Raw genomic sequence first — 25,188 nt, forward strand, 5'->3', positions numbered from 1 at the left:
CGGCGACCCGGGGCGAAGCGCGCCCCCGGACGCGCTCCGGCGCAGCCTGAGCCCACAGCGGCGGGCCGGGGGGCGCGCCGTCCTCGCCCCCCGCCCCGATCCGATCACATGAAGCGCAGCCATTCCTCGGCGGGCGCGCGCGCCGAGCGGAGCTTGTTCACCGGGTGCTGCGCGTCGATCTTGCCGATCGCCATGCCGCAGAACAGCATCGTCTGGGGATCCGCGCCCACGAACGCGTCGACGGTCGAGTAGAACCGCCCCCAGGCCTCCTGCGCGCAGGTGTCGTAGCCTTCCTCCTGGAACAGCAGCATCACTGTCTGCAGGTACATGCCCAGGTCCGACCACTGCGGGGCGCCCATCTTGCGGTCGACATGCACGAACAGCCCCGCCGGCGCGCCGAACATGCGGTAGTTGTTGGCAAACCAGCGCAGCCGGCCGGCCTTGTCAGCGCGCTCGATGTCCAGCAGCTCGTACATCGCCTCGCCGACGCCGAAGCGGCGCGAGCGGTAGGGCTCGTGCAGGTTGGGGGGGTAGACCTCGTACTCCATGGTCTCGCCGCCGGTGGCCTCGAGCTTCACGGCCACCTCGGCCAGCAGCTCCTCCAGCTTCTCGTCCTGCACCACCGTGATGAGCCAGGGCTGAAGGTTGCCGCCGGAGGGCGCGCGCGCGGCGCGCAGCAGCACCCGCTCGATCACCTCGCGCGGGACCGGGTCCTTCAGGAAGGCCCGCGCCGAGATCCGGCGGTCCACCGCTTCGCTGACTTTCATGTGCGTCTCCTCCAATCGCTGCGCGCCACCCCGATTCCGCTGGGCGGTCGCGCGCTTGGGGGCACACTCGCCTTTTTTCGGCCCCGGGCTCAAGATACCCTGCGCCCAAACTCGAGCAGACGCGCGGTCCCCCCGGCAGGCGGAGGGCGAACACGCGCGCGCAGGCGGAGGCACGATGTCCCGAACCCGAACCCCGCGAATCCTCACGGGCGCCATTCTTGCGGCCGCAGTCGGCGGCTGCGCCTCGGCCGAAGGGCCGCGCAGCGTGGAGAGCTCTCCGCCCTCGCGCCCCGCGGCGCAGGCGAGCGCCCCGGCGCCGGCCGCCCAGCCGGCCGATTTCGAAAGCTGGAAGCGCGGCTTCCGCAGCAAGGCGCTGGCCCAGGGCATCCGCGGCGACGTCTTCGACAACGCCTTCCGGGGCGTGAGCGTGAACGCGAAGGTGCTGGAGCTCGACGCCTACCAGCCCGAGTTCTCGCGCCCGATCTGGGAATATCTCGACAGCGCCGTCTCCGACACCCGCGTGGCCACCGGCCGCCAGAAGCTGGCCGAGAAGCGCGCAATGCTCGACGGGATCGAGAGCCGCTATTCGGTCGACCGCGAGTACGTGCTGGCGATCTGGGGGCTCGAGAGCGCGTTCGGCGCCAACTACGGCTCGATCCCGGTGGTCGAGTCGCTGGCCACGCTCGCCTACGAGGGCCGCCGCCGCGACTTCGCCGAGGAGCAGCTGATCTCCGCCCTGCGCATCCTGCAGGCGGGGGACATCACGCCCCAGCGTATGGTCGGCTCCTGGGCCGGCGCGATGGGCCACACCCAGTTCATCCCCACCAGCTTCGAGGCCTATGCCGTCGACCATGGCGGCGACGGCCGCCGCGACCTGTGGAGCGAGGACGCCGAGGACGCGCTCGCCTCGACCGCCAACTACCTCGCCCGGTTCGGCTGGGTGATGGGCCAGCCCTGGGGGATGGAGGTGCGCCTGCCCTCGGGCTTCGACTACGCCACGACCGGCTCCTCGCGCGCCACGTCGGCCTGGGCGGCGATGGGCGTGGCCCCCTACGGCGGCGGCGCGCTGCCCGACCACGGCGAGGCGGTGATCGAGGCGCCGGCCGGCGCCAGGGGCCCGGCCTTCATCACCTGGAAGAACTTCAAGGTGATCAAGCGCTACAACAACTCGACCTCCTATGCGCTGGCCGTCGGCCTGCTGGGCGACCGGATCACCGGCGGGCCGGGCGTGCAGGCGCCCTGGCCCCGCGGAGACAAGCCCCTCTCCCGCAGCCAGAAGATCGAGATGCAGGAGCGTCTGACCGCGATGGGCTACGACACCAAGGGCGTCGACGGCATCATCGGCCCCGACAGCCGCGACGCGATCCGCGCCTTCCAGCGCTCCCGCGGGATGACGCCCGACGGCTACGAGAACGCGGCCCTCCTCGAGGCCCTGCGCTCCGGCGGCTGAGCGGCCCCGCGAGGCGTCGCGCGCCCCCGGAATCGGGCGCGCGACCGGCGACCGGGGCGCGCCCCGGGCTCGACCCGGGGCCTCCTGCGCGAGGCTCGAAACCGGAGCGACGCGGCGGAGATGCCTGCCGCCCGCGCCCATCCTCACGCCCGTGCCCGCGCGGATCCCGATCTTCACCCCGGCATGGCCCGCGCCCTCCCCCCGAACGCGCCTGCCGCAAGGGCCCCGGTCCCGCCCGGGGATCGCCCTCGACTTGCGGCCCAAGCCGCTTGCGGACAGCCTGCGCCCGTGTCTTTGCTGGCCCCGACAGAGCAGGAGGACGCGCGATGGATCTCGGGATGTGGCTGGCCTTTGCGGCGGCGAGCGCGGTGCTGGTGGCGATCCCCGGTCCGACGGTGCTGCTGGTGGTGGGCTTCGCGCTGGGCGAGGGGCGCCGCTCGGTCCCCGCCGCGGCGGCGGGGGTGACGCTGGGCGACCTGATCGCGACCTCGGTCTCGCTGGCCGGCATGGGAGCGGTGCTGGCGGCCTCGGCGATGCTCTACACGGGCGTGAAATGGGCCGGCGCGGCCTATCTCGTCTGGCTGGGCGTGAAGATGTGGCGCGGAGCGCGCGAGGCCGAGGCCGGGCGCGCGCTCGCCCGCCGCGCCGCCTCGCGCGGGCGCATGTTCCGCCAGGCTTTCCTGGTGACGCTGCTCAACCCCAAGGGCCTGGTGTTCTTCGTGGCCTTCGCCCCGCAGTTCATCGACCCCGCCCGCGGCTATGCCCAGCAGGCCGCGATCCTGGTGGCCACCTTCACCGTGATCGGGGCTGCGAACGCCGTGCTCTGGGGCCTCGCGGCCGGCGAGATGCGGGCCCGCGTGGCGCGTCCGGGCGTGATGACCTGGATGGGCCGCATCGGCGGCGGCGGGCTGATCGGCGCCGGCGCCCTGACCGCGCTGAGCCAGCGGGCCTGAGGCCCCTCGGCCCGGCGCGGCCCCGCCGCGGGCGACCTCACCCCGCCCCGAAGCGGTCCTCGAGGCTGCGGGTCACCTGGTCGGCGAAGCGGGCGGCGGCGACCGACAGGCTGCGCCCCTTCAGCTGCCCGAAATACAGCGCGCCGGCCTGCACGTCGCGGGCGGCGACGGCCAGGCTGACCACGCCCTCGCGCTCGCCCTCGCGCGGGGCGCCCACGTCGATCTGGAAGGCGACGGTGCGGCTGCGGGCGACGTGGGCCTTGAGGTATTCGAAACTGTTGCTCTCCAGCTCCGGCGTCGCGGCAAAGCCCCTGGCGGCCAGCGACCGCTCGATCAGCAGGCGGCCGCCGAAGGCGCGGGTGGGCAGGGCCAGCGGGTACTCCAGGCACTCGCGCAGGCGCAGCTCCCCGCGGGCGGCGAGCGGGTGGTCGGCGGCCATGATCGCGCGGATCGGCTGGGGGACCGCGATCAGGATCTCGAACGGCGGCGGGCCCGCGGCGTCGAAAACCAGCGCGAGATCCACCAGGTAGGCCTCCAGCGCCGCGGCGGCCGCGCCATGCTCCTGCACCATCACCTCGAAGCTCACCGCCGGGAAGGCGGCGCAGTAGCGGCCGATCTCCTCGGGCAGGAAATAGGGCGTCAGCGCCTGCGAACAGGCCACCGAGACATGCCCCCGCCGCACCCCCGTCAGATCCGCGAGGCGCGAGCGCAGCCGGTCCGTCTCGGCCAGCTGCTGGCGGATGTGGTGGATCGCCAGCTCTCCGGCCGCGTTCAGGCGCACCCCGTGGGGGAGGCGTTCGAAGATCGGCTCGCCCAGCTCCTCCTCGAAGGCGGTCAGGCGGCGCTGCACGGCCGAGGCGGTGATCGCCATCGCCTCCCCCGCCCGCCGGATCGAGCCCAGGCGCGCCACCGCGTCGATCAGGCGGAAGGTGGTCAGGTGCTTCATCGCGCCCCTCGTGTCGCGTTTTCGGCAACGTCCTCCCGCACAAGCAGCACAAGACGGCAACGCTGTGCAAGGGCAGACTGCGCCCCAGAAGACCGGAGCCCGCCGGTCCGCCTCGCAGCCCTTCCGACAGACGGAGACCCCGATGAGCCTCACCCGCCGGTCCCTCCTGCGCCGCACGGCCGCCCTTGGCGGCGCCGCCGCGGCCGCCTCGCTGTTCTCGCCCGCCCTCGTCCGCGCCCAGACGCCGGTGCGCATGGTGCTCAACTGGCGCTACCAGGGCCCGCAGTCCTGGTTCTTCCTCGCCCAGGATCGCGGCTACTTCGCCGACGCGGGCATCGAGATGATCATCGACCAGGGCAACGGCTCGGGCGCCGCGGTGGGCGCGGTCGCCTCGGGCTCCTACGACGTGGGCTTCGGCGACGTGAACGCGCTGATCCAGCTCGCCGCGCAGAAGCCCGACGAGGCCCCGATCTGCGTCTACCAGATGTACAACAAGCCCCCCTTCACCGTGGGCGTGATGGCCGACAGCGGCATCGAGACGGCCAAGGATCTCGAGGGCAAGAAGCTGGGCGGATCGGCCAACGACGGCGCGCTGAAGCTGTGGCCGGCCTTCGTGAAGATCGCGGGGCTGGATGACTCGGGCATCGAGATCACCAACTTCCAGCCCAACCTGCGCGAGCAGATGCTCAAGGGCGGGCAGGTCGACGGGGTCTTCGGCTACGTCAACACGATCCGCTTCTCGGCCAAGCTCTCGGGCATGGATCCCGACACGGACATCCGCTTCATCAACTACGGCGACTACGGCATGGACCTCTATTCCAACGGCCTGATCGTGCCCAAGGCGATGACGCAGGAGCAGCCCGAACTCGTCTCGGGCATGGTCGAGGCGATCAACAGGGGCGTGGCCGACACGCTCGCCGACATGGACGCGGCCGTGGACTCGGTGGCCGAGCGCGAGCCCCTGATCAACAAGGCGATCGAGAAGGAGCGCCTGATCGCCACCCTGCAGGACGAGATGAACCACCCTGAGCTCGCCGAATACGGCCTCGGCGCCGTCGACCCCGAGCGCTTCGCCAAGGCCATCGACATCGTGGTCGAGGCGAACGGCCTGCCGCGCACGCCGGAGGTGTCGGAGATCTACACCGACGCCTTCCTGCCGCCGATGTCCGAGCGCATCACCAAGCTGCTCTGATGGACCTGATGCTGAGAGGCCTCCGGGTCGCGATCACCGGCCCCGCCAAGGGCATGGGCGCCGCGATCACGCTGGCCTTCGCGGAGGAGGGGGCGGACCTCGCCCTCTTCGCCCGCGACGTCGCCGCCGTGGCGCCCATCGCCGACGCCGCCCGCACAAAAGGGGTCCGCGCCGAGATCCTGCCCTGCGACGTCACCGACGCCGCCCGGGTCGAGGCCGCGGTGGCCGAGGCCGAGACCGCGCTGGGCGGCGCCTTCGACGTGCTGGTCAACGTGGCCGGCGGCTCGGGCCCCATCGGCAAGACGGGGGTCGAGACCACAGCCTCCGAGTTCGACGAGATCGTGCACCTCAACATGCGCGGGCCGTTCAACATGATCCACGCCGTGGCGCCGGGGATGATCGCCCGTGGCGCTGGCCGGATCGTCAACGTGGGCGGCACGTTCGGGATGCGCGGCCGGGCGATGCGGCTGGCCTATTCCTCGTCCAAGTGGGGGCTGCGCGGGATCACCAAGTCCTTCGCGCTGGAGCTCGGGCCCCATGGCATCGCGGTGAACACGGTCGCGCCCGGCATGGTCGACGGCCCCCGCTTTCGCGACAAGGTCGTGCCCGACGTCGCCGCCCGGCACGGCATTACCGAGGACGAGGCGCTGGCGCTGCACGCCTCCGACTACGCCCTGCGCCGGATCTCGACCGACCGAGACGTGGCCGACGCCGTCCTGTTCCTCGCCTCCGACCGGGCGCGCCAGATCACCGGCGCGGACCTCGCGGTCGACGGCGGCTGGGCCGCCCTGTGAGAGACCCGATGACCGCAGACCTGATCCTGAGCGGAGGCCTCGTCGTCTCCGAGACCGCCGTCGACCGCGCCGACGTCGCCATCAAGGACGGCGAGATCCTCGCCGTCGGCGCGCCCGAAGCGATGCCCCCGGCCGCCGAGAGGGTGGACGTGAGCGGCCTCCACCTCCTGCCGGGCGCCATCGACGTTCACGTCCACTTCCGCGACCCCGGCTACACCCACAAGGAGGACTGGGAGAGCGGCGGCGCCGCCGCCGCCATGGGGGGCGTCACGACCGTCTTCGAGATGCCCAACACCGTCCCCCCCACAGCCACGCCCGAGGCGCTGGCCGACAAGGCCGCCATCGCGGGCGCCAAGAGCTGCGTCGACTTCGGCCTCTACGCCCTGCTGGGCGAGGAGACGCTGGACCGCGTCCAGGCGCTGGCCGACGCCGGCGCCAACGCCTTCAAGCTCTACATGGGCAACACGTTTGGGAATCTCCCCAGTCCCTCCACCGGGGCGATGCTGGAGTGCTTCGAGAAGGCGGCGCTGACCGGCCTGCGCGTCTCGCTGCACGCCGAGACCGCCTCGATCATGGCCCGCCGCGAGGCCGCCCTGAAGGCCGCCGGTCGGACCGCGCCGCTCGACCACATCCTCGCCCGCCCCGAGGTCGTCGCCATCGAGGCCGTCGCCCGCGCCGCGATCCTCGCCGAGTGGACCGGCGCCCGCATCCATATCCTGCACATCTCCTCGGCGGGCGAGCTTCGCCCGCTCACCGAGGCCAAGGCCCGCGGCGTCGACGTCACCGGCGAGACCTGCCCCTGCTACCTGTTCCTCGACTCGTCGGACTACGCCCGCTGCGGCGGCGTGATCCGGGTGAACCCGCCGGTGCGGGAGAAGAAGGACGCCGAGGGCATCCTCGCCGCGCTGAAATCCGGAGTGGTGGACATGATCGCCACCGACCACGCCCCCCACACGCCGGAGGAAAAACTGCGGCCGAACATCTGGGACGTCGACTGCGGCTTCCCGGGCGTCGAGACCCAGATGCCGCTGATGCTGACCCGAGTGGCGGCGGGCGACGTCTCGATCATGGACTACGTGCGCATGTCCGCCGGGGCCCCCGCGCGCAGCTTCGGTCTGTGGCCGGCGAAGGGCCGCATCGCCCCCGGCGCCCATGCCGACATCGCCTGCGTCGACCTCGCCCGGCGCGAGACGATCCGGGCCGAAAACCTCCACTCCCGCTCCCGCATCACGCCGTTCGAGGGCGTCGAGACCGTCGGCGCCCCCGTCCACACCCTCGTCCGCGGCGCCTTCGTCCAGCGCGACCGCAAGCTGGTCCCCGGCATGCAGGGCCACGGCCGGCAGGTCACCGACATCCAGCGCATGCCCGCGCCTGCGCCGCGCAACGTGGCGCTGTCGCTGGCCAAACTCACCGGAGGCGCCCGATGACCCGGGCCGACGGCGCCTCGCCCCCCCGGCCCTGCGCCACGACCGCCCTCCGCGGCGCCCCGGGCCTGACCCGGGGCCTCTCGCCCGCCCGCCGCAGGAGGCCCCGGGTCGAGCCCGGGGCCCCCGCCCGACCCGAAGGGAGCGCCGAATGACCGCGCAGGTGAAATTCGAGAACGTCTCCTTCGCCTACGACGTGGGCGAGGAACAGACGCTGGCCCTGCAGCCGACCTCGCTCGAGGCGCCCAAGGGCGACTTCATCGCGCTGGTCGGCCCCTCGGGCTGCGGCAAGTCCACGATCCTCAAGCTGGTGTCCGAGCTGCTGGCCCCCACCTCCGGCCACATCCTCTTCGCAGGCCGCGAGCTGGGGGCCGAGCCGGTGCGCGTGGGCATGGCCTTCCAGTCCGCCAGCCTGCTGCCGTGGCTGACGATCCGCGACAACGTCATGCTGCCCCTCAAGATCGTGCCGCCGTTCCGCGCCCACTACCGCGCCAGGCGCCGGGGCGAGTATCGCGACCGGGTCGACGCGCTGCTGGCCCAGGTCGGGCTGCTGGACTTCGCCGACAAGCACCCCTGGCAGCTCTCGGGGGGCATGCAGCAGCGCGCCAACCTCTGCCGCGCGCTGGTCCACGACCCCGACCTGCTGCTGCTGGACGAGCCCTTCGGCGCGCTCGACCAGTTCACCCGCGAGGAGCTGTGGTCGACCCTCCAGGACCTGTGGATGGCCCGCGGCTCGACGGTCCTTCTGGTCACTCACGACCTGCGCGAGGCGGCGTTCCTCGCCAACCGCATCTGCGTGATGTCCGCCCGCCCGGGCCGGATCATCGAGGACCGCACGGTCGACACGCCGCGCCCGCGCGAGATCGCCCAGACCTTCCGGCCCGAGTTCGTCTCGATCGTCGAGCAGCTGCGCGAGCTGATCGTGCATCCCCCCGCCGCCGCCAGCCTGAAGGAGGCCGCGCAATGACGCCGATGCAGAGGAAATTCGCCTCCGCCGGGCTGATCGTGGCGGTGTTCGTGTTCTGGGAGCTGGTCTGCCTGGTCTTCGGCATCTCCGACCTGGTGCTGCCGCGGCCCACGCAGGTGGTCGCGACCTTCGTCGAATACGCCCCCGCAATCTGGCCCCACGCCTGGCAGACCCTCTACACCACGCTTGTGGGCTTTGCGGGCGGGGTGGTGATCGGGCTGGCGCTGGGGGTGCTGATCGGCTCCTCGAAACTGGCCTTCGACACCGCCTATCCGCTGCTGGTGGGGATCTCGTCCATCCCCAAGGTCGCGGTGGTGCCGATCTTCGTCCTCTGGTTCGGCGCGGGCACGGCGCCCGCGATCCTCACCGCGATGATCATCTGCATCTTCCCGATCGTGGTGAACGTGGCGACCGGCATCGCCACCGTCGAGCCCGAGCTCGAGGACGTGATGAAGGCGATGAAGGCCTCGCGCCGCGACATCCTGTGGAACGTGGGGCTGCCGCGCTCGATGCCCTATTTCTTCGCCTCGCTGAAGGTGGCGATCACGCTCAGCTTCGTGGGCTCGGTCATCGCCGAGACGGTGGCCTCCAACAAGGGGATCGGGAACATGATGATGATCGCCTCCTCAATGTTCAACGTGCCGATGGTCTTCGCGGGTCTGCTTGTGCTCTCGGTGATGGGGGTGACGCTTTATGCGATCTTCTCGCTGATCGAGCGGCGGGTGGCCGGCTGGGCGATGCGGAAGGAGCTGTGATGGGCCGCGAGACCCGGGTTCGCCGCCTGCCGATGTCGGGACCCGACGACGTCTCGGCAATCCTGGCGGCCGTGGGGCGGGGCGAGATCGCGCCGAGCGCGATCCGCGCCATCCTCGGCAAGACCGAGGGCAACGGCTGCGTGAACGACTTCACCCGCGGCTATGCGGTGGCCAGCCTGAAGGCGGCGCTGGCGCCGCTGCTGCCGCCGGGACGGCTGGAGACGATCTCGATGGTGATGTCGGGGGGGACCGAGGGCGGCCTCTCCCCCCACTGGCTGGTCTTCGAGGAGATCGAGAGCGAGGCCCCCGCCGGCCCGCCCGCGCTCGCCATCGGGGTGGCGCGCACCCGGGCGCTGGCGCCGGGCGAGATCGGCCGGGCCGCGCAGGCCGACGCGGTGCGCGAGGCGGCCCTCGCCGCAATGGCCGAGGCGGGGATCGAGGACCCCGCCGATGTCCACTACGTGCAGGTGAAGTGCCCCCTGCTGACGGCCGAGCGGGCGGCCCGCGCCGGCGGTCCCGCGGCGGTGGCCACGACCTCGACGATCAGGAGCATGGGCCTCTCCCGCGGCGCCTCGGCGCTGGGGGTCGCGCTGGCGCTGGGCGAGGTCGCGCCCGGGGCCGTCACCGACGCCGCAATCTGCGGGGACTGGGGCTTGTGGAGCGGGAGGGCCAGCTGCTCGGCCGGGGTGGAACTGGAGGATTGCGAGGTCGCGGCGCTGGGCCTCTCCCCCGCCTGGAGCGGCCCGCTGCGCATCGCCCATGCGGTGATGGCGGACGCGATCGACGCGCCCGCGGCCGCGGGGCTGCTCTCGGCCTTCGATCCCGGCTTCCGCGCCCAGCTGACGGCCGAGGGCGGCGCCCGCTTCGTCGCCCTGCTGGCCAAGGCCGAGGCCTCCGCCTCCGGCGCCATCCGCGGCGCGCGCCACACGATGCTGGACGATTCCGACATCGCTTCCACCCGCCACGCGCGCGGCTTCGTGGGCGGGATGCTGGCGGGACTGACCGGGACGACCGAGCTGTTCGTCTCCGGCGGCGCCGAGCACCAGGGCCCCGACGGCGGGGGCCCCTGCGCGGTGATCTGGCGGGACGACTGAGCGCCGCCGGCCCGCGTCTTTCCACAAACGGTCTACAGGCGCCCTGCGGGCGGGCTTGGCTGCGTCGCGCCGGTGGCGGGCGTCTGGGCGCCCCTCGGAACACGGCCCGCGACGGCGCCGGCGGAAGACGCGCGTCCCCGGCGCCCCCGGCGGCCGCGCCGCGCAGCGCGACGCCGGGCCCGGGCGCGCGACCGCGTGCGGCGCCTGCGCCTCAGAGGCCCGCGCGCGGGTCGAGGGGGGTGATCGGGCCCAGCGCCAGGGCCCGCTCGAAGGCGGCGGCGGCGCGCAGGACGGCGTGCTCTCCACGGGGCGGGCCGATGATCTGCAGGCCGATGGGCAGTCCCTCTGAGGTGAAGCCGCAGGGGACCGAGATCGCCGGCAGCCCGACCATCGAGATCGCGAAGGTGATCGCGATCCAGTCGATGTAGCGCTCGAAGGCGTGGCCCTCGCAGGACTCGACCGTGGTCCACTCGACCGGGAAGGGCGGGACCACCGCGGTGGGGATCAGCAGCAGGTCGCGGGTCGCGAACCAGGCGGCGACGCGGGCGTGGACGGCGGCGCGGGTGCGCTCGCCCCGCGCGATGGTCTCGGGCGTCAGCGCGCGGGCGGTGTCGACCGACCAGGTGATCTCGGGCGTCAGGCGGTCGCGCGCGCGGTCCACCAGCGGGCCCATGCCGACCACGTGGCCGAAGCCGCGGACCTCGTAGAACGCGTCGACGATGCCGGCGAAGTCCGGGTGATCCTCGGCGACCTGCGCGCCCATGCCCTCGAACACCGCGCCGGCCGCGCGCACGGAGGCCGCGATCTCGGAGTGGCAGCGGGTGATGCCGAGGTCGACCGAGAGGCCCGCGCGCAAGGGGGGCAGGTCCCGCTCCAGCCCCTCGCGGAACAGGTCCGGCGGGGGCGGGAAGGACAGCGGGTCGGCGGGCGCGTGCCCGACCATCGCGTCCAGCATCAGCGCCACGTCGCCCACCGTGCGCGCCATCGGACCGGCGACGGAAAGGGTGTTGAACGGGCTCGACCCCGGTCCGCGCGGGACAAGGCCGGGACTGGGGCGCAGCCCGACCACCCCGCAGAATCCCGCCGGCGCCCGGATCGAGGCGCCCAGATCCGAGCCCGTCGCCAGCCACGCCATCCCCGTCGCCAGCGCCGCCGCCGAGCCGCCCGAGGACCCGGCCGTCGAGCGCGCGGTGTTCCAGGGATTGCGGGTGTACCCGAACAGCTCCGAGCAGGTGGTCGCGTTGAACCCGAACTCCGGCGAGGTCGCCTTGGCCACCGCCAGCGCGCCGTTCCCCTCCAGCCGCGCCACGTCATGGCTGGAGGCGGCGGCGACGTTGTCCGCAAACAGGCCCGAGCCGCCCATGGTGGTGCGCTGGCCCGCGACGTTGGAGAGGTCCTTGACCACGATCGGCAGCCCGCCGAGCCAGGCGCGCGAGGCGGCGGGGGCCTCGGGCAGGGCGGCGGCCTTCTCGCGGGCGGCCTCGAAGAAGCGGATCGGCAGGGCGTTGACCGCGCCGTCCACGGCCTCGGTCCGCCGCTCGGCCGCGTCGATCAGCTCGAGGGGCGTGATTTCCCGCCGGGAAAGGAGGGAGACGGCATCGCTGGCGGTCAGGCGGATCAGGTCGTCGGACATGGGCGGGATTCCGGAACGAGGGAGAGGCGCGCGGACGCCGGGATGGGCGGCGCCCCGGGCTCGGCTCGGGGCCTGCGCCGGGCCGGCGAACCGGCGCCGGGCCGGGACGGGGGCGCCGCGTCTGGCGTGGCGCCGGCGCCGCGGTTCCGCCCGCGGCGCGTGGCGGGCGCAGGCGCCTGGGACAAGGGGCGCCGGTTGCGGGCGCGGCGAGAGCGGACGCGAGCGGGCGCAGGGCGGCGGATCGGGGGCGGCTCGCCGGCCGGCGAACCGCCTGGGGGCCGAGGCCTCGGGTCAGGCCCGGGGCCGGTCGCGACGCAGGCCGCGCTCAGCGCTCGCGGGCGATGAAGACGGGCGGGTCGAAGACCTCGACGCGGGGCACGGGGCCTTCGAATGGCTCGACCTGGACCAGACAGGACTGGGCCGAGCAGCCCTGGCCGAGGCGCGAGGTGCCCTCGTCGCGGGTCAGCACGTTGGGGTTGCCGTGCCGCTCCAGCCCGTCGGGGCCCGGGTCGAACATCGCGCCGGTGGGCAGCCGCACCACGCCGGCCATGATCTCGTCGGAGACGCGCAAGCCCGCCAGGCACGCCCCGCGGGCGTTGAACACGCGGACCACCGAACCGTCCTCCAGCCCCCGCGCCGCGGCGTCGGCGGGGCTCATCAGCAGCTCCGCCCGGTCGTGGATCTTGGCCTTGCGGCTGACCGAGGAGCCGTCGAGCTGGCTGTGCAGCTTGTCCGCCGGCTGGTTCGACAGCAGGTGCAGCGGATAGTCGCCCGCCGCGCCCAGCCACTCCTTCGGCTCGATCCACACCGGGTGGCCGGGGCAGTCGTCGTAGCCGAAGCCGGCGATGGTTTCGGAGAACAGCTCGATCTTCCCCGAGGGGGTGCCCAGCTTGTTGGCCCGCGGGTTGTGGCGGTAGTCGGCGTAGAGGTCGAAGACGTCCGCCGGCTCGGGCACCTTGAAATAGCCGTGCTCGCGGAAGGTGTCCCAGTCGGGCGTGTTCACGCCCCGCGCGGCCAGCGCCGCCGCGGTCTGGCCCCACAGCTTCCGCAGCCAGCCGTCGACGTCGAGGTTCTGGTGGAACGCCTCGCCGCCGCCGAGCCGGTCGGCAAGCTCGGAGTAGATGGCGAAGTCGTCGCGGGCCTCGCCCACGGTGACCGCCTTGGCGACCGACAGGATCCAGGGATCGCGGGAGGATCCGGCGTAGTCGTCCCGCTCGAGCGGAGTGGTGGCGGGCAGCACGATGTCGGCGTGGCGCGCGGTGCCGGTCCACCAGGGCTCATGCACGATCACCGTCTCGGGGCGCTGGAAGGCCTGGCGCAGGCGGTTGAGGTCCTGGTGGTGGTGGAACGGGTTGCCGCCCGCCCAGTAGACGAGGCGGATGTCGGGGAAGGTCATCTCCTGCCCGTCGTACTCGAAGCTCCCGCCGGGTGTCAGCAGACAGTCGGCGACGCGGGCCACGGGGATCCCGAGGCTGTCGTCGCGCCGCGGCACCGGCATCCCGAACAGCGGCGTGGCGACCTTGGGCTGCCCGAAGCCGCCGGTGGAGCCGTAGCCGAAGAACACGCCGCCCCCCGGCAGGCCGACCTGACCCAGAACGCAGGCCAGCGCCACCAGCGCCCAGAACGGCTGCTCGCCATGGTCCTGACGCTGCAGGGACCAGGTGGCGGTCAGCATCACCCGCTTGCCGATCAGATCCTCGCCCATCGCCTGGATCTCGGCGGCGGGGATGCCGGTCTTCTCCGAAGCCCAGGCGGGGGTCTTCGCCTCGCCGTCGACCTCGCCGCGCACGTAGCCCAGCACCCGGTCGGCGCCGACGGTGTACTTGTCGAGGAACGCCCGGTCCTCGGCGCCCTTGTCCTGCACAACCCAGATCAGCGCCAAGATCAGCGCGCAGTCGGAGTTGGGGCGCACCGGCAGCCAGTCCGCCTCGATCGGCGCCACGTCCGAGCGCAGCGGCGAGACGTTGATCACCTTCGTCTTCGCCTGGCCGAGGATGCGCACCACGTTCTCGAACCCGTGCGCGCCAAAGCCGCCCGACTGCACCTTCCAGTTCTTGCGGCACAGCCCCCCGAAGGTCACCAGCCGGTCGCAGTTGGCCGCGATCGAGCGCCAGTCCGTCGCCGCGCCCCAGATCGCCTCGTTCGAGCCCAGCACATGGGGCAGCAGCGTCATGCCCGCCCCGTAGGAGTAGTTGGTCACCTGCGTCGTGCAGCCTCCGATCGACCACATGAAGCGGCGCGTGAGGTTCTGCGCGTTGTGCAGCCGCCCCCCCGAGGCCCAGCCGTAGGAGCCGCCGAACAGCGCCTGGTTCCCGTAGCTCGAGCGCACGCGCTCGAGCTCTGCGGCGACCATGTCCAGGGCCTCGTCCCAGGGGACCTCGTGGAACACGTCCTCGCCCCGCAGGCCTTCGCCGACCAGGCGGCCGCCGCTCTCCCTGCGCTTCAGCCAGCCGCGGCGGACCGAGGGGCGCATCACGCGGGAGCCGGCGTGGACCATCTCCGGCCAGGCGTGGATCGACTCGTCGGGGTGGGGGTCATGCTCGAACGGGGTCACCGAGACGAGCTTTCCGTCCTCCACATGCGCGGTGAAGGCGCCGGTGTGGAAGGCGGAACGGAAGCTCTGGCGGACGGTCATTGTTCGGCTCCATCGGGAAGGGCGGGGGGCGCGCCGGGGTGAGGACGGTCGTGGCGCGAGATGGACTCGCCGGCCTCGGCCAGCAGCCACTCGCGCACGGTGCGGATGCCGGGCTTGTCGCCCAGCTCCGGCGAGGACAGCACGTGGTAGCCCTCGTCCACCCGGATCGCGGTGGGGTGGGCGCGGGCGAGGCGGCCGGAGCGGATCTCCCGCTCGACCAGGAAATGCGAGGCCAGGCACAGGCCCTGGCCATGGGCCACCGCCTCGAGCATCAGGGCGGCGTCGTTGTAGAGCTGGCGCGGCCCGAGCCCGTCGGTCGGCAGGCCCGCGCTTTCCAGCCAGTAGGTCATCGGGATGAACTGGCGCACATGCAGGAAGGGCAGCGCCGCGAGCCGCTCGCGCGGGATCGCCTCGCGCCCCTCCAGAAGCTCCGGCGCGCAGACCAGATAGTGAGGTTCCGAGCCCAGCTGCTCGGCCCGCATGCCGGGGAAGTCGTGGCCCCAGCGGATCGCGACGTCGACGTCCTGGCGGGCGAAATCCACCGGCTCGTCGGAGGCGAGCAGGGTGATCTTCACCCGCTCCTCCCGCTCCATGAAGGCGCGCAGCCGCGGGGTCAGCCAGCGCATGGCGATGGCGGGCGTGGCCGAGATCGTCACCACCGCCGGCTTGTCGGGGTCCGAGACCTGGGCGCAGGCGGAGGTGAGAATAAACAGCGCCTCGCGCACCTGGCCGGCCAGCTCCGCGCCCTCGCGGGTCAGCTCCACGCGCCGGGTCAGGCGGCGGAACAGGCGGATTTCGAGGAACTCCTCCAGGTGGCGGATCTGCTGGGAGACGGCCGAGGGGGTCACGCACAGCTCCTCGGCCGCCAGCCGGAAGCTGGCGTGGCGGGCCGCGGCCTCGAACACCCGGAACAGGTTGAGCGGCGGCAGGCGGGCGCTCGGCGCGCCCCGCCCGGGGCCGCCGTCCTCGCCGGAGGGGTCGCCGGTCAGGACCGCCACGGGGCGAGCGCGGGCGCGGGGCCCGCGGCGCGGACGGAGGGAGCAGGGGCGTCCTCGCCGGCGTCGACCAGGGGCGCGAGCTGGGGCAGCACCTCGGTCCCGAAGCGCTCCAGCGAGGCGAGCGTCTCCTGCCGGCCGATCCCGGCCAGGCCCATCATGCAGCACAGGTGGCTCGGGCGGAGGGCGGCGAGCTCGGTCGCCAGCATCTCGGCGCAATGGTCGGCGGGGCCGATCACGGCTTTCTCCAGGAAGTCGTCCAGCGGCGGTTCGTCGTTCAGAGGCATGAGACGCACGAACGCCCCGTCCTTGTCCAGAGCCGCGCCCCCCAGCGTGACATAGGCGCGCGCGAAGTCGCGCACGCAGGCGGCCGCGAGCTCCGCCTGCGCCCGGTCCTCGGTCACGTAGACGAAGCGCTGCACCGCCAGCGGCATCTCCGCGGGATCGCCCCCGCCCTCGACCCACAGCGCCTCGAGCCCCGCGCGGGCGGCGCGCGCGGTCTCGAGCCCCCGGTGCCCGAAGCCGATGAAGGGGGTGTGCCCGCCGCGCGCGGCCCGGCGCACGATCTCGGGCTCGCGCGAGGCGACGAAGATCTCCGGCGGGGCGACGCCGAAGGGGCGCATGGAAAGCTCGGTCGGCTTGACCGCGTAATGCGCGCCGGAGTGTTCGACCCGCCCCGTCGTCAGCCCCTGTTCGAGGATGTCCCAGATCTCGCGCATTCGCGCGTGCTTGCTGGCGGGGTCGAGGCCGAAGCGGTCGAACTCATAGGGCTGGTAGCCCGCCCCCAGCCCCAGAACCAGCCGGCCGGAGGTCAGAAGCTCGGCCAGCGCCACCTCCTGCACCAGGCGCAGCGGGTCGTGGAAGGGCAGGGCCAGCACCGCGGGCCCCAGCCGGATGCGGGCGGTCTGCCCGGCGAGATGGGCGACCATCAGCAGCGCGTTGGGGCAGATCGAGTGATTGGTGAAGTGGTGCTCGGCGAACCAGGCGATGTCGAAGCCGAAGTCCTCGGCCATCTTGACCGTGTCCACGGTCGTGCGCAGCACCGCCACGGGGGCCGAGTTGCGGTCCCGCAGCCCCATCAGGTTGAACAGCCCCAGCTTCGCGCGTCGCATCCGCGGCCCTCCCGGCGCCGGGGGTCAGGCCGCGGGGGCCAGCCCCTCGGCCGTCAGCTCATCCAGCAATCCGTCGAGGGTCTTGCGGAACAGGCCCGCCATCTCCTCGATCTGGGGGCGGTCGATGATCAGGGGGGGCGTGAAGCAGATCCGGTCGCCCGAGGCGCGCACCAGCAGGCCGCCCTCCATCGCCAGCTCCTGCGCGCGGGTCCCCACCTTCGCCTCCGGGGCGAATTGCGTGCGGCGCGTCCGGTCGGCCATCAGCTCGACCCCCGCGATCAGCCCCACGCCGCGCACGTCGCCGACCAGCGGGTGATCGCTCAGGCCCGCGAGCGCGCCAAGGAAGTCGGGCGAGACCTCGGCGGCGTGCTCGAACACCCGGTCCTCGGCGTAGATCTCCAGCGTGCGTTTGGCCACCGCGCAGGCCACCGGGTGGGCCGCGAAGGTGAAGCCCATCGAGAAGTTGCCAAGCCGCGCCGACTGCTCCAGCAGCGCCTGGTGGATCTCCTCGGAGATCAGCAGCGCCGAGATCGGCTGGTAGCTCGCCGACAGCGCCTTGCCGCAGCTGACCATGTCGGGCCGGATCGCGTAGGTGTCGCTGCCCCACGGGTTCCCCGTGCGTCCGAAGCCGCAGATCACCTCGTCGGCGATGAACATCACGTCGTACTTGCGCAGAACCCCTTGGATCTTCTCGAAATACGTCCGCGGCGGGGTCAGCGCGCCGCCGCCGCCCTGCACGGGTTCGGCGAAGAAGGCGGCCACCGTCTCGGGCCCCTCGGCGAGGATCAGGTCCTCGAGATCCTGGGCCATGCGGGTCGCGAACTCCTCCTCGCTCTCGCCCTCCTCGTGGAAGCGATACCAGTGGGGGAAGGAGGTGTGCAGGAACCGGTCAGAGATCGGCAGGTCGAACTCGCGATGCATCCCCGGCATCCCGGTCAGCGAGGCCGCGGCGATGGTGCAGCCGTGGTAGCCCATCTGCCGGCCGATGATCTTCTTCTTCTCCGGCCGGCCGCGCAGGTTGTTCACGTACCACACCAGCTTGATCGCGGTGTCGTTGCACTCCGACCCCGAGCAGTGGAACAGCACCTTCGAGAGCGGATTGCCCGGCCGCCCCTCGGGCGCCATGGCGAGCAGCATCTCGGCGAGATCCACCGCGGCCAGATGCCCGCGCGAATGGAAGGTGTGGTAGTAGGGCAGCGCCTGCATCTGGGCGTAGGCCGCCTCGGCCAGACGCGTCTCGGAGAAGCCGAGCGAGGCCGACCACATGCCGGCCATCCCCTCCAGATAGCGCCTGCCGTCCTCGTCGAAGACATAGACGCCCTCGCCCCCGGTCATCAGCGTGGCGCCGGTCTCGCGCAGGCCGGCGATCTCGGTCTGCTGGTGGACGATGGCCGCGAGGTCGCGGGCGCGGTTCGAGTTGGGCAGCATGGGGGCCTCCGGCGGCGTCAGTCGGCCGGCAGCGCGTCCAGCGAGGGGACGGCCGCCAGCAGCGAACGGGTGTAGGGATGCTCGGGCGCGGTGAAGAGCTTCTCGGTGGGGGCCGCCTCGACGATGCGGCCGGACTTCATCACCAGCGTGTCGGCGCACATCATGCGCACCACGTTCAGGTCGTGGCTGACGAAGAGATAGGCCATGCCCAGCTCCCGCCGCAGGCGTTCGAGAAGGTGCAGCACCACCGCCTGCACCGAAACGTCGAGCGCGGCCGTCGGCTCGTCCAGCACCATCAGTTTCGGCCGCAGGCAGACCGCCCGCCCGATCCCCACGCGCGCCTTCTGCCCGCCCGAGAGCTGGTGGGGCAGACGGTCGAGCAGCGCCTGGGGGAAGCTGACGAGGTCCGCCGTCTCGCGGACCTTGGCCTCCAGCGCCCGGCCGCGCAGGCGCCCCAGGCGGCGCAGCGGATCGGCGATGCACTCGCGCGCGGTGAAGCGCGGGTTGAGGCTGTCGGTCGGGTCCTGGAACACCAGCTGGATGTCCGAGCGGCGGCGCGAGCGGTGGAAGTCCTTCTCCGCCGTCAGCGCCAGGTCCTGGCCGTCGAAGACGATGGCGCCCTCGTCCGCGTCCAGCAGCCGGCAGACCAGCCGCGAGGTCGTGGACTTGCCCGAGCCGCTTTCGCCCACCAGCCCCAGGCTCTGCCCGGCGTTGAGGGTGAACGAGACCCCGTCCACCGCCTTCGACCCGCCGCCGAAGTCCTTGTGCAGGCCGACCACCTCCAGCAGGTGCGGGCGCCCGATCGCGGGGGGCGGCGCGGCGGGCAGGGCGGGCAGCAGGCCCGGCGGGGTCAGGTCCTCGATCCCGGCGCCGCGGGTGGGCGAGGCCGCGACCAGCCGCTGGGTGTAGGGATGCCGGGGGGCGAGGAAGATCCGTCTCGGCCCCCCGCTCTCGACCAGCAGGCCCTGCTCCATCACCGCGACGCGGCCGCAGTACTGGGCGGCCATGGCGAGGTCGTGGGTGATCAGGACCATGGCCATGTCGCGCTCGGCGATCAGGCCGGCGAGCAGGTCCATCACCGATTTCTGGGTGGTGGGGTCGAGGCCGGTGGTCGGCTCGTCGGCGATCAGCAACTGCGGGTTGCAGGCCAGCGCCACGGCGATCATCGCCCGCTGGCACATGCCGCCCGAAAGCTCATGGGGATAGGCGCGGGCCTGGGCCTGCGGGCGGGGAAAGTTGACAGCTGTCAACAGCGCCACGGCGCGGGCGCGGGCCTCGGCCCTGCTCACGCGCTCATGGGCCAGGATCGCGTCGGCGATCTGGTCGCCCACCGCCCGGATCGGGTTCAGCGCCGCCCGCGGGTTCTGGAAGATCATCGAGATCACCGCCCCGCGGATCGGGCGCATCATCGCGCGCGAGGCGCGGGTGACGTCCTGGCCCGCGATGCGCACCCGCCCGCCGGCGATGCGGCCGTTGCGCTCGAGCAGGCCCGCGGCCGCCAGCATGGTCACGGTCTTGCCAGAGCCGCTCTCGCCCACCACCCCCAGCACCTCGCCGGGGGCGAGCGAGAGGGAGACGCCCTTGACCGCCTCGCTCTCGCCGCCGCGGCCGGCGAAGGCGACGCGCAGGTCCTCGATCTCGAGGATCGGGCGCAGGGCGGCGTCGGCCCGGACTTCGGGGGACATCTTCACGGGCGGGTCCTCGGGTCCAGAAGGTCGCGCAGGCCGTCGCCGGCAAGGTTGAAGCACAGCACCGAAAGGGTCAGCGCCAGCCCCGGGAAGGCCACCAGCCACCACTTGCCCGAGGTGATGTAGGTCGCGCCCTCGGCCACCATGATCCCCCACTCGGGCGTGGGCGGCTGCACGCCCAGACCGATGAAGCTGAGGCCGGCGGCGTTGATGATCGCCCAGCCGAGGTTCAGCGACAGCTGCACCGCCAGGATCGGCATGACGTTGGGCAGCAGGAACCGCAGCACCGCCTGGGGGTGGGAGGCGCCGGCGAGGCGCGCGGCCTCGACCCAGCCCGCGCCGCGGCGCGCGTTGACCTCGGCCCGGGTGACGCGGATGTAGAAGGGCAGGTTGATCACCGCCGTGGCGATGACGATGTTGACCGCCGAATTCCCCAGCGCCGCGACCAGCGCCATCGCCAGCACGAACAGCGGGAAGGCCATCATCACGTCGACGATGCGCCCCACCACCCGGTCGAGCCGCCCGCCCACATAGCCCGAGAACGCCCCGATCACCGCCCCCAGCGCCCCCGAGACCGCCACCGCCGACAGCGCGATGGAAAGGTCCAGCCGCGAGGCCCAGATCAGCCGCGAGAACACGTCCCGCCCGATCTGGTCGGTTCCCGCCCAGTTCTGGGCGGAGGGCGGCGACAGCGCCGGCCCGGCGCCCGAGGCGAGCGGATCGTAGGGCGCGATCCAGGGGGCGAAGATCGCCACGCACGCCAGCCCCAGCGCCCCTATCAGCGCGATCAGCGTCACCGGGTTCTGGCGCAGCACCCAGAAGGCGGCGCCCAGGCGCGAGGGGGCGCGGGGTTCGCTCGCGGCGCTCATGACAGGCTCACCCGCGGATCGATGAGCGCATAGGTCAGATCCACCACCAGGTTCACCCCCACGAAGATCGTCGCCATCAGCAGCACGAAGCCCTGCACCGGCGCGTAGTCCGAGGCCATCAGCGCATCGAGCGCGTAGCGCCCCACGCCGGGCCAGGAGAACACCTTCTCGACCAGCACGTTGGCGCCCAGCATGGTCGAGAAGATCGTGCCCGAGACGGTGACCACCGGGATCAGCGCGTTGCGCAGCGCATAGGTCACGACCACCTTCCAGCGCGGCAGGCCCACCGCCTCGGCCGTGCGCACGAAGTCGGAGGTCAGCACCGCCAGCATCGAGCCCCGCGTGATCCGCGCGAGCGGCGCGATGGTGAACAGCGCCATGGTGCAGGCCGGCAGCACCAGCCGCCCCAGCGAGGACCACCACGTCGCCCAGTCGCCCGCCAGCAGGCAGTCGATCAGGAGGAACCCGGTGACCGTCTCGGGCGGAAAGGCGAAGACGTCGAGCCGCCCCGTGGGGTCCGGCGCCCAGCCCAGCCAGTAGTAGAAGACGTAGATCAGCAGCAGCCCCGACACGAAGGTCGGCAGCGAGACCCCGGCCGAGCACACCACCCGCACCGCGTGATCGAAGGCCGAGCCCGGCCGCATCGCCGCCAGCACGCCGGCGGGCACCGCGATGACGACGGCCAGCAACAGCCCCGCCAGCGTCAGCTCCAGCGAGGCGGGCAGACGCTCGATCAGGTCGTCGGTCACCGGGCGGCCGGTGGTCATGGCGGTCCCGAGGTCGCCGGTCGCCAGGTCCTGCAGGTAATAGAGGAACTGCATCGGCAGCGGATGGTCGAGGCCCATCCGCTGCCGCACGATCTCCAGTTCCGCCTCGCCGGCGGTGGGGGAGGAGACGAAGAAGCTCGCCGGGTCGCCGGGCAGCACCCGCATCAGGATGAAGGTCAGCGCCAGCACCCCGAACAGCGCCGGCAGGGCCGAGAGCAGGCGCGCCCCGATCCCGACCGCCGCGGTCAGCGCGGGGGACCGGGGCCTCGCTCCGGCCTGCGCGGAAGATCTGCCCGGCGCCCCGCTCATGCGTTGTCCAGCGTCCGGAAGTCCGGCCCGAAGTGATACCACATGGTGTAGCCCTCGATCCCCTCGGCCATCGCCGCCTTGGTGGTGGGCTTCCACAGCATCACCATCGGCGTCTCTTCGTAGGCGAGCTGCACCAGGCGCCGGGTCATCGTGTCATAGGCCGCCTCGTCGGCCTCATACCGCGCCACGGGCAGGATCTCGGCCACTTCGGCGTTGTTCCAGCTCGAGAAGTTCCAGCGGCTGTCGCCATTGAGGAAGATGCGGAAGAAGTAGTCGGGCGAGGGCAGCAGCGCCAGCGACCGCTCGAGCAGCATCGGCGCGGTCTTGGCGGTGACGATCTCGGCATACTGCGCGTCGGGGGTCTTCTGGATCTCGACGGTGATGCCGATCTTGGCCAGCGCCTCCTGGATCAGGGCGGCGGCGGGGTCGAAGTCGCCGGCCTTGGCGACGGTGTAGTAGAGGGGCACGGTGATGCCGGCGTGGCCGGCCTCCTCGACCATCGCCTTGGCGGCCTCGATGTCCTGCGCGTAGGGCATCGGCTGGGGGAAGGCGCCGGTCTCGGGCTCCCCCTCCCAGGCGCCGTCATAGAGCTTCGCGCCCTGGCCGTTGGCCGCCGTCTCGAAGATCTTGTCGTAGGGCAGGGCCATCGAGATGGCCTTGCGCAGCTTCGGATCGTCGAAGGGCGCCATCTGGGTGTTGAAGATCAGCGCCGCGAAGCCCGAGGGCTGCGGGGTCTGGATCACCTTCACGCCGTCGGCGGCCTCGAGCACCTCGAGGTCGGTGGGCGAGAAGTCCAGGCACAGGTCCGCGTCGCCCTTCTGCAGCAGGGAGGCGCGGGTCGAGGCTTCGGGCACCGACTGCACGATCACGCGCTTGAAGCCGGGCAGGGGGCCGCCGGTCCAGTCCTCGTTGCGGGCGAGCACGACCTGGGCTCCGTCGGGGCTCATCCGCTCGACCTTGTAGGCGCCCGAGCCCGCGGCGTTGGTGCGCAGCCACTCGACCGCCCAGGGATCGGCCTCGGTCGCATGGCTCTTCGCCAGCTCCGAGTTGATCATCGGCGCGAGATACATGGCGAGGTTGGGCAGCGCCAGGCGGTCGGCCTCGGGCAGGGTGACGGTGACGGTGGTCTCGTCCACGATCTCGATCTGCTCGGGCGAGGAGATCGAGCCGGACGCGAGCTGGCTTTTCGACATGGTCTCGGCCGACACCGCGCGGTCGAGCGACCACTTCACGTCCTGCGCCGTCACCGGAGAGCCGTCGTGCCAGACCGCCGCGGGGTCCAGCTTGAAGGTGATCGTCAGCCCGTCCTCGGAGAGCGTGAAGCTCTCGCACAGCTCGGGCTCGAGGGTGGCGAAGTCGAACTCCCAGCCGCCGCCGGGCGCTTGCTTGCGGCCGTAGGAGACGAGGCGGTCGTAGACGTTGCAGCTCAGCGCCAGCGAGGCGCGCGAACCGGTGAGGTCGCCCGCCGTCAGCGCGGTCCAGACCGAGCCGTGGACAAAGCGCAGCGTCTCCTCGCGCGTCTGCGCGAGGGCCAGTTTCGGCAAGCTGGCGGCGGCGGTCGCCGCGGCCGCGGCCATCAGCACCTGGCGTCGGTTGAAATTGGTCATCGGGGCCCCCTTTTCGTGTGATCCCTGTCGGTGGCGGAGGTGGAGGTCGCGGGTCTCAGTCGCCCGCTTCATTAAGTTTCGCATAGGCTTGCGGGTAGTCCCTGGCGGCGGCCTCTGGCGTGACGTAACCCGCCGCGAGGTCGGCGCGCAGCGCCTGCGGGTCACGCTCGGAGGGGGGGCCGTAGCCGCCCGAGCCGGGGACCTGGAAGATCAGACGGCTGTCCTTCGGCGCGGCGAACCCGCCCTTGCCTTCCTTCTTGTGAACCGTGCCGTCGGGCAGGATCAGCGTGACCTCGGCGCAGGCCCCGTCGAGGCCGCCGTTCAGGCCGAAAGCGGGGGTCATGGTGCGCTCGACGCAGGTGGCGCAGTTGGCGTCCGAGCCCAGCACCCGCCAGATCCGCCGCACGCCCAAGCCCCCGCGATACTTGCCCGCGCCGCCGGTGTCGGCGGCGAGCGTGTATTCCTCGATCCGGACGGGGAACGACATCTCCATGATTTCCACGGGCGTGTTGAGCATGTTGCCGATGCAGGTCGAGACGCCGTTCATCCCGTCCTTCATCGGCCGCGCGCCGAAGCCGCCCTTGGTCACCTCGTAGGAGATGTAGGTGTTTCCGTTGCGGTAATCCTGGCCGCCGAAGATGGTCACCCCGCCGGTCCCCTGAGAGCCCGCGGGCGTGCGCCCGGGGCAGAGGTCGTGCAGGCAGCGGAACACGATGTCCGAGATCCGGGCCGACATCTCGTGGTTGGCGTAGGTCACCGGCGCAGGCTCCTGCGCATTCACCACGCAGCCCTTGGGGGCGGTGACCGTCACCGGGCGCCAGGCGCCGGAGTTCGGCGGGATCAGCGCCTTGGGGTCCAGCGCCCATTTCAGCGCCGCAAAGCATCCCGAAGCGGTCACCGTCAGCGGCGCGTTCATCGGCCCCTTCACCCGCGGGTCGGAGCCGTCGAAATCGAGCGTGATCTCGTCCCCCCGCTTGGTCAGCGTGAGGGCGACCTTGAAGGTCATGTCATGCGCCTCGCCCGGCTCGACGATGCCGTCGCCGTCGATGGTGTCGACGAAGGAGGCGACGCCGTCAGGCAGCTCGCGCAGGGCCGCGCGCATCATCACCTCGGAGTAGTCGAGGATCGCGTCCATGATCCGCAGCAGCTCGTCGGTCCCGTATTTGGCCGCCAGCGCGCCCATCCGGTCGACGGCGCGCTTGTTCGCGGCCACCTGGGCGCGCAGGTCGCCCTGACGCTCGGAGGGCGCGCGGACGTTGGCGAGGATGAACCGCTCGATGTTCTCGTCGGGCTTGCCGTCGACATAGATCCGGGTGGGGGGCATGCGCAGCCCCTCCCCGTAGATCTCGGTCACCGCGGAATAGGAGCCGGGCGCCCCGCCGCCGATGTCGGGCCAGTGGGCGCGCACGCAGCCGTAGCCGAGCAGGCGGCCCTCGAAGAACGCCGGCATCACCACGTTCACGTCGGGCAGATGCGAGCCGCCGTGGTAGGGGTCGTTGTGGATGTAGACCTCGCCCTCGACCGGCTCGGGGAAGGTCTGCACCACGGAGCGCACCGCGTCGGGCATCGAGCCGAGGTGGATCGGCAGGTCCGGGCCTTGCGCGACCATGTCGCCGGTCGCCGAGAAGATCCCGCAGGAATAGTCGCCCGCCATCTTCAGCAGCGGCGAATAGGCGGTCTTGGCGAGGACGATCTTCATCTCCTCGGCCGCCGAGATCAGGGCGTTCTTCACCACCTCGAAGCGGGCCGCGTCGATGCCGGCGGTGGGGTTGGCGGGGGGATTGGTGTCGAAACCGGCCATGG

At 72.2% G+C, this 25,188-nt stretch carries 20 protein-coding genes; 8 read left to right on the forward strand and 12 right to left on the reverse strand.

The window, feature by feature from the left end; translation table 11 throughout:
* Positions 1 to 104: 104 nt before the first annotated feature.
* Positions 105 to 767: a nitroreductase gene (locus AAC134_RS10605; protein WP_339949058.1), complete on the reverse strand. Its 663-nt coding sequence runs from the start codon at positions 765 to 767 to the stop codon at positions 105 to 107.
* 175 nt (positions 768 to 942) lie between these two features.
* Between AAC134_RS10605 and AAC134_RS10610 the strand changes: the two genes are divergently transcribed.
* Together AAC134_RS10610 and AAC134_RS10615 are read left to right on the forward strand one after the other, a co-directional pair.
* Positions 943 to 2,217 carry a lytic murein transglycosylase gene (locus AAC134_RS10610; RefSeq protein ID WP_339949059.1) on the forward strand — a complete coding sequence of 425 codons (1,275 nt, stop codon included), beginning with the start codon at positions 943 to 945 and terminating at the stop codon, positions 2,215 to 2,217.
* A 326-nt stretch (positions 2,218 to 2,543) separates the two neighbouring features.
* Complete coding sequence (locus tag AAC134_RS10615) at positions 2,544 to 3,170, forward strand: LysE family translocator (RefSeq protein WP_339949060.1); 627 nt, start codon at positions 2,544 to 2,546, stop codon at positions 3,168 to 3,170.
* A 37-nt stretch (positions 3,171 to 3,207) separates the two neighbouring features.
* Here the strand turns inward: AAC134_RS10615 and AAC134_RS10620 are convergent, their stop codons facing one another.
* The gene (locus AAC134_RS10620) at positions 3,208 to 4,116 is read right to left on the reverse strand and encodes a LysR family transcriptional regulator (RefSeq protein WP_339949061.1); all 909 of its coding nucleotides are present in this window, start codon (positions 4,114 to 4,116) and stop codon (positions 3,208 to 3,210) included.
* Between the two features lie 142 nt (positions 4,117 to 4,258).
* On the opposite strand from AAC134_RS10620, the gene AAC134_RS10625 reads away from it, so the two are divergent.
* The 6 genes from AAC134_RS10625 (at position 4,259) to AAC134_RS10650 (ending at position 10,342) form a co-directional block, all read left to right on the forward strand.
* Positions 4,259 to 5,308 carry an ABC transporter substrate-binding protein gene (locus tag AAC134_RS10625; RefSeq protein WP_339949062.1) on the forward strand — a complete coding sequence of 350 codons (1,050 nt, stop codon included), beginning with the start codon at positions 4,259 to 4,261 and terminating at the stop codon, positions 5,306 to 5,308.
* Positions 5,309 to 5,316: 8 nt separating this feature from the next.
* Positions 5,317 to 6,102 carry an SDR family oxidoreductase gene (locus tag AAC134_RS10630; RefSeq protein ID WP_339949063.1) on the forward strand — a complete coding sequence of 262 codons (786 nt, stop codon included), beginning with the start codon at positions 5,317 to 5,319 and terminating at the stop codon, positions 6,100 to 6,102.
* Between the two features lie 8 nt (positions 6,103 to 6,110).
* On the forward strand, positions 6,111 to 7,529 hold the full coding sequence (locus AAC134_RS10635; RefSeq protein ID WP_339949064.1) for a dihydroorotase family protein: 1,419 nt from the start codon (positions 6,111 to 6,113) through the stop codon (positions 7,527 to 7,529).
* Positions 7,530 to 7,677: 148 nt separating this feature from the next.
* Positions 7,678 to 8,493, forward strand: a complete 816-nt coding sequence (locus AAC134_RS10640; protein WP_339949065.1) for an ABC transporter ATP-binding protein — start codon at positions 7,678 to 7,680, stop codon at positions 8,491 to 8,493.
* Entirely contained in the window at positions 8,490 to 9,248 is a 759-nt protein-coding gene (locus AAC134_RS10645; RefSeq protein ID WP_339949066.1) for an ABC transporter permease, read from the forward strand. The genes AAC134_RS10640 and AAC134_RS10645 overlap by 4 nt, the downstream gene beginning before the upstream one ends.
* A complete protein-coding gene (locus tag AAC134_RS10650) occupies positions 9,248 to 10,342 on the forward strand; it encodes a ring-opening amidohydrolase (RefSeq protein ID WP_339949067.1) in 1,095 nt (364 codons plus the stop codon). Before AAC134_RS10645 ends, AAC134_RS10650 begins: the two co-directional genes overlap by 1 nt.
* A gap of 211 nt (positions 10,343 to 10,553) precedes the next feature.
* Here AAC134_RS10650 and AAC134_RS10655 read toward each other — a convergent pair whose 3' ends face one another.
* From AAC134_RS10655 to AAC134_RS10700, 10 genes are all read right to left on the reverse strand, one after another.
* Positions 10,554 to 11,975, reverse strand: a complete 1,422-nt coding sequence (locus AAC134_RS10655; protein ID WP_339949068.1) for an amidase family protein — start codon at positions 11,973 to 11,975, stop codon at positions 10,554 to 10,556.
* A gap of 325 nt (positions 11,976 to 12,300) precedes the next feature.
* Positions 12,301 to 14,610 (reverse strand): molybdopterin-dependent oxidoreductase, encoded by a 2,310-nt coding sequence (locus tag AAC134_RS10660; protein ID WP_339949069.1) that lies wholly within the window; start codon positions 14,608 to 14,610, stop codon positions 12,301 to 12,303.
* Complete coding sequence (locus AAC134_RS10665) at positions 14,607 to 15,608, reverse strand: LysR substrate-binding domain-containing protein (protein ID WP_339949070.1); 1,002 nt, start codon at positions 15,606 to 15,608, stop codon at positions 14,607 to 14,609. The genes AAC134_RS10660 and AAC134_RS10665 overlap by 4 nt, the downstream gene beginning before the upstream one ends.
* Positions 15,596 to 16,717, reverse strand: coding sequence for an LLM class flavin-dependent oxidoreductase (locus AAC134_RS10670; protein ID WP_339949071.1), 1,122 nt, complete (start codon positions 16,715 to 16,717; stop codon positions 15,596 to 15,598). Before AAC134_RS10670 ends, AAC134_RS10665 begins: the two co-directional genes overlap by 13 nt.
* A gap of 24 nt (positions 16,718 to 16,741) precedes the next feature.
* Positions 16,742 to 18,145 carry an aminotransferase gene (locus AAC134_RS10675; protein ID WP_339949072.1) on the reverse strand — a complete coding sequence of 468 codons (1,404 nt, stop codon included), beginning with the start codon at positions 18,143 to 18,145 and terminating at the stop codon, positions 16,742 to 16,744.
* A 17-nt stretch (positions 18,146 to 18,162) separates the two neighbouring features.
* Positions 18,163 to 19,830, reverse strand: coding sequence for an ABC transporter ATP-binding protein (locus AAC134_RS10680; protein WP_339949104.1), 1,668 nt, complete (start codon positions 19,828 to 19,830; stop codon positions 18,163 to 18,165).
* Positions 19,831 to 19,832: 2 nt separating this feature from the next.
* Positions 19,833 to 20,702, reverse strand: coding sequence for an ABC transporter permease (locus AAC134_RS10685; RefSeq protein WP_339949073.1), 870 nt, complete (start codon positions 20,700 to 20,702; stop codon positions 19,833 to 19,835).
* On the reverse strand, positions 20,699 to 21,778 hold the full coding sequence (locus AAC134_RS10690; protein ID WP_339949074.1) for an ABC transporter permease: 1,080 nt from the start codon (positions 21,776 to 21,778) through the stop codon (positions 20,699 to 20,701). The genes AAC134_RS10685 and AAC134_RS10690 overlap by 4 nt, the downstream gene beginning before the upstream one ends.
* Positions 21,775 to 23,385, reverse strand: a complete 1,611-nt coding sequence (locus AAC134_RS10695; protein ID WP_339949075.1) for an ABC transporter substrate-binding protein — start codon at positions 23,383 to 23,385, stop codon at positions 21,775 to 21,777. The genes AAC134_RS10690 and AAC134_RS10695 overlap by 4 nt, the downstream gene beginning before the upstream one ends.
* Before the next feature lie 55 nt (positions 23,386 to 23,440).
* Positions 23,441 to 25,186: a hydantoinase B/oxoprolinase family protein gene (locus AAC134_RS10700; RefSeq protein WP_339949076.1), complete on the reverse strand. Its 1,746-nt coding sequence runs from the start codon at positions 25,184 to 25,186 to the stop codon at positions 23,441 to 23,443.
* Positions 25,187 to 25,188 lie beyond the last annotated feature (2 nt).

This window comes from uncultured Albimonas sp. (genome assembly GCF_963977235.1).
Taxonomy (GTDB): domain Bacteria; phylum Pseudomonadota; class Alphaproteobacteria; order Rhodobacterales; family Rhodobacteraceae; genus Albimonas.

Excerpts from the sequence above, each read along its gene's own strand:
- AAC134_RS10605 (WP_339949058.1), bottom strand. The coding sequence starts at position 767 with ATGAAAGTCAGCGAAGCGGTGGACCGCCGGATCTCGGCGCGGGCCTTC.
- AAC134_RS10610 (WP_339949059.1), top strand. The coding sequence starts at position 943 with ATGTCCCGAACCCGAACCCCGCGAATCCTCACGGGCGCCATTCTTGCG.
- AAC134_RS10615 (WP_339949060.1), top strand. The coding sequence starts at position 2,544 with ATGGATCTCGGGATGTGGCTGGCCTTTGCGGCGGCGAGCGCGGTGCTG.
- AAC134_RS10620 (WP_339949061.1), bottom strand. The coding sequence starts at position 4,116 with ATGAAGCACCTGACCACCTTCCGCCTGATCGACGCGGTGGCGCGCCTG.
- AAC134_RS10625 (WP_339949062.1), top strand. The coding sequence starts at position 4,259 with ATGAGCCTCACCCGCCGGTCCCTCCTGCGCCGCACGGCCGCCCTTGGC.
- AAC134_RS10630 (WP_339949063.1), top strand. The coding sequence starts at position 5,317 with ATGCTGAGAGGCCTCCGGGTCGCGATCACCGGCCCCGCCAAGGGCATG.
- AAC134_RS10635 (WP_339949064.1), top strand. The coding sequence starts at position 6,111 with ATGACCGCAGACCTGATCCTGAGCGGAGGCCTCGTCGTCTCCGAGACC.
- AAC134_RS10640 (WP_339949065.1), top strand. The coding sequence starts at position 7,678 with ATGACCGCGCAGGTGAAATTCGAGAACGTCTCCTTCGCCTACGACGTG.
- AAC134_RS10645 (WP_339949066.1), top strand. The coding sequence starts at position 8,490 with ATGACGCCGATGCAGAGGAAATTCGCCTCCGCCGGGCTGATCGTGGCG.
- AAC134_RS10650 (WP_339949067.1), top strand. The coding sequence starts at position 9,248 with ATGGGCCGCGAGACCCGGGTTCGCCGCCTGCCGATGTCGGGACCCGAC.
- AAC134_RS10655 (WP_339949068.1), bottom strand. The coding sequence starts at position 11,975 with ATGTCCGACGACCTGATCCGCCTGACCGCCAGCGATGCCGTCTCCCTC.
- AAC134_RS10660 (WP_339949069.1), bottom strand. The coding sequence starts at position 14,610 with ATGACCGTCCGCCAGAGCTTCCGTTCCGCCTTCCACACCGGCGCCTTC.
- AAC134_RS10670 (WP_339949071.1), bottom strand. The coding sequence starts at position 16,717 with ATGCGACGCGCGAAGCTGGGGCTGTTCAACCTGATGGGGCTGCGGGAC.
- AAC134_RS10675 (WP_339949072.1), bottom strand. The coding sequence starts at position 18,145 with ATGCTGCCCAACTCGAACCGCGCCCGCGACCTCGCGGCCATCGTCCAC.
- AAC134_RS10680 (WP_339949104.1), bottom strand. The coding sequence starts at position 19,830 with ATGTCCCCCGAAGTCCGGGCCGACGCCGCCCTGCGCCCGATCCTCGAG.
- AAC134_RS10685 (WP_339949073.1), bottom strand. The coding sequence starts at position 20,702 with ATGAGCGCCGCGAGCGAACCCCGCGCCCCCTCGCGCCTGGGCGCCGCC.
- AAC134_RS10690 (WP_339949074.1), bottom strand. The coding sequence starts at position 21,778 with ATGAGCGGGGCGCCGGGCAGATCTTCCGCGCAGGCCGGAGCGAGGCCC.
- AAC134_RS10695 (WP_339949075.1), bottom strand. The coding sequence starts at position 23,385 with ATGACCAATTTCAACCGACGCCAGGTGCTGATGGCCGCGGCCGCGGCG.
- AAC134_RS10700 (WP_339949076.1), bottom strand. The coding sequence starts at position 25,186 with ATGGCCGGTTTCGACACCAATCCCCCCGCCAACCCCACCGCCGGCATC.